This window comes from Pseudoroseomonas cervicalis ATCC 49957 (genome assembly GCF_000164635.1).
Classification (GTDB): domain Bacteria; phylum Pseudomonadota; class Alphaproteobacteria; order Acetobacterales; family Acetobacteraceae; genus Pseudoroseomonas; species Pseudoroseomonas cervicalis.
In genome coordinates, this window is the sequence record NZ_GG770782.1 from 147,481 (window position 1) to 150,802 (window position 3,322).

Annotated in this window: 3 protein-coding genes; all 3 read left to right on the forward strand. The window is 74.9% G+C overall.

Annotated features, from left to right (window positions below):
- The coding region (locus tag HMPREF0731_RS17095) for a formate dehydrogenase accessory sulfurtransferase FdhD (RefSeq protein WP_007005433.1) at positions 1-409 on the forward strand (409 nt) is incomplete at its 5' end.
- Between the two features lie 170 nt (positions 410-579).
- Positions 580-1,821 (forward strand): efflux RND transporter periplasmic adaptor subunit, encoded by a 1,242-nt coding sequence (locus HMPREF0731_RS17100; protein WP_007005434.1) that lies wholly within the window; start codon positions 580-582, stop codon positions 1,819-1,821.
- Positions 1,818-3,322, forward strand: a 1,505-nt coding sequence (locus HMPREF0731_RS17105) for an efflux RND transporter permease subunit (protein ID WP_007005435.1), incomplete at its 3' end; no start/stop codon positions are given. The genes HMPREF0731_RS17100 and HMPREF0731_RS17105, both read left to right, overlap by 4 nt.

Below are 3,322 nucleotides of genomic sequence, written 5' to 3' on the forward strand. Positions count from 1 at the left end.
GGCGGCGCTGGCCGAGGGCCAGGCGCTGCACCAGGCCAGCCACGCGCTGCACGCCGCCGGCTTCTGGGTGCCGGGCGAGGGTCCGGGCACCGGGCTGCTGGCGCTGCGCGAGGATGTCGGCCGCCACAACGCGCTGGACAAGCTGGTGGGCGCGCTGGTCGCCCAGGGCATCGACCCGCGCCGCGGCGCCGTGCTGCTGACCAGCCGGGTCTCGGTGGAGATGGTGCAGAAGGCGGCGATCCTGGGCGCGCCGGTGCTGGTCGCCGTCTCGGCGCCGACCGCGCTGGCGCTGCGCAGCGCCGAGGCCTGCGGCATGACGCTGGTGGCGCGCGCCCGCGGCGGCCGCTTCGACGTGTTCTGCCATGGCGGGCGGATCGCCTATGAGACCGGCGCCGCCGCCGCCTTCTGAGGCGCTGCGCCGGGTCGAAACATGAAAAACCGGCAACTTATCGGTCTTCGGACGCTTAAGCCGCTGCCCGGAGCCGGCGGCCGCCATCGCCGCCGGCCCTGAGGGCGCCCGCGCCCGCCCAGCCCCTCGCCGGCCGGGCGGCGCCCGCCGCTTGCTCCGTGAGGCCGCCCATGCCCCAGCCCCGTCCCCCTGCCCGGCGCTTCGCTGCGGCGCCGGCCCTGCCGCTGCCGGCCGCGCTGGCGCTGGCCTGCGCCCTGTTCCTCGGGCTTCCGCCGACGGCGCGGGCGCAATCGCCGCAGCCGGGCGAGGCGCCGCGCCCGGCGGTGATCGCCGCCCCCGTGGCCGAGGAGCCGGTGCGCGCGCCGCAGAGCTTCATCGGCCGGGTCGAGGCGGTGCGCGTGCTCGACCTGGTGCCGCAGGTGCAGGGCGTGATCGAGGAGGTCGCCTTCACCGAGGGCGCGGCGGTGGAGGCGGGGCAGCTGATGCTGCGGCTCGACCCCGCGCAATACGAGGCGCAGCTGGCCCAGGCCGAGGCGCAGCGGGCCCGCGCCGAGGCGGCGCGGCAGGAGGCGGTGCGCAGCCTGGCGCGGCAGCGCGAGCTGGCGCGCGGCAACATCGTCTCCCGCGCCACGCTGGACGAATCCGAGGCCAACGCCACCGCCGCCGCCGCCGAGCTGCGCGCCGCAGAGGCGGCGGTGCGGATGGCCGAGCTGAACCTAGCCTATACCCGGGTCGAGGCCGGCATCGCCGGGCGCGTCGGCCGGGCGCTGTTCACCCGCGGCGCGCTGGTCGGGCCGCAATCCGGGCCGCTGGCGCGCATCGTGCAGCTCGACCCGATCCGCGTGGTGTTCTCGCTGACCGAGAGCGAGTGGATCGGCTTCCGCCAGGCGCAGACCGACAGCGCCGCCTGGCGGCTGACGCTGCGCCTGCCGAATGGCCGGGACTACCCGCTGGAGGGGCGGCCCGATTTCGTCGGCAGCGAGGTCAATCCCGGCACCGGCACGGTGCCGGTGCGCATCGCCTTCGACAACCCCGACACGCTGCTGCTGCCCGGCCAGTTCGTCACGCTGCAGGTGGCCGAACGCGACCCGCCGCGCCTGCCGATGGTGCCCTTCTCGGCCGTGCAGCAGGACCGCGAGGGCCGCTCGGTCTTCGTGCTGGACGGGGAGGGTGTGGTGGCGCGGCGGCGCATCGCGGTCGGGCCACGCCTGGCGCGCGGCTGGGCGGTGACCGAGGGGCTGGCCCCCGGCGAGACGGTGGTGCTGCAGGGCGGCCAACGGCTGCGCGACGGCATGGCGGTGCGCGCGGTCGCGCCGGAGGGCGCGCGGGAGGACATGCCGGAGGGCGGGCGGGAGGACATGCCGCAGGGCGGGCGGGGTGATAGGCAGGACGGCGCGGGGCGCCGCCCGTGATCTCCGGCCTGTTCATCCGCCGGCCGCGCCTGGCCGCCGCGCTCTGCCTGGTGATCGTGCTGGCCGGCGGCATCGCCGGGCTGGTGCTGCCGGTGACGCAATACCCGAACCTGACGCCGCCCACGGTGAATGTCTCGGCCAGCTATCCGGGCGCCAGCTCCGAGGTGATCGCCGACACGGTGGGCGCGCCGATCGAATCCGCGGTGAACGGGGTGGAGGGCATGCTCTACATGTCCTCCACCAGCTCCAATGCCGGGCAGTATTCGCTGAGCGTCACCTTCGAGGTCGGCACCGACCCCGACATCGCCCAGGTCAATGTGCAGAACCGGGTGCAGCTGGCCACGGCGCAGCTGCCGGCGGCGGTCGCGCAGCAGGGGGTCACGGTGCGCGCCCGCTCGCCCGATTTCCTCCTCGCCATCGGCTTCTACGCGGAGGAAGGCGGGCCCGACCCGCTGGCGGTCAGCGCCTTCACCGCGACCACGGTGGCCGACGCCCTCTCGCGCGTGAACGGCGTCGGCGAGGCGCGCGTGGTGGGCAATGCCGAATACGGCATGCGCCTCTGGCTCGACCCGCGCCGCATGGCGGCGCTCGGCATCACCGCCGAGGACGTGATGGCCGCGGTGCAGTCGCAGAACGTGCAGGCCTCGCTCGGCCAGGTCGGCGCGGCGCCGGCGCCGCAGGGGCAGCAGGAGCAGTTCAGCATCGTCGCACGCGGCATGCTGGACACGCCGGAGGATTTCGCCGGCATCGTGCTGCGCACGGCGGAGGATGGCGCCGTGCTGCGCATCCGCGACATCGGCCGCGTCGAGCTTGGCGCGCAGAGCTACCAGGCGGAGGCGTATCTCGGCGGCCGGCCGACCACGCTGCTGCAGATCTCGCAATCCCCCGGCGCCAACGCGCTGGAGGCGGTGGACGCGGTGACCGAGGCGCTGCGCGGGCTGGAGGCGGATTTCCCCGAGGGCCTCGCCTACAGCATCGTCTATGATTCGACGCGCTTCGTGCGCGCCACGGTGCGCGAGATCATCGTCACCCTGGCCGCCACCTTCGCCATCGTCGTCGCCGTCACCTTCGTCTTCCTGCAGAGCTGGCGGGCCACGCTGATCCCGGCGCTGACCATTCCGGTCTCGCTGATCGGCACGCTGGCGGTGCTCTACGCCGCCGGCCTGTCGGCCAACACGGTCAGCCTGCTGGCGCTGATCCTGGCGATCGGCCTGGTGGTGGACGACGCCATCCTGGTGGTCGAGAACGTCCAGCGCCTGCTGGAGGAGGAGCCCGACCTCGCCCCGGCCGAGGCGGCGCGGCGCGCCATGGGGCAGGTGACCGGGCCGATCATCGCCACCACCCTGGTGCTGCTGGCCGTGTTCGTGCCGACGGCGCTGCTGCCCGGCATCAATGGCCAGCTCTACCGGCAATTCGCCATCACCATCTCGGCGGCGCTGCTGCTGTCCTCGCTGGTGGCGCTGACGCTGGCGCCGGCGCTGGCGGCGGCGCTGCTGCGCCG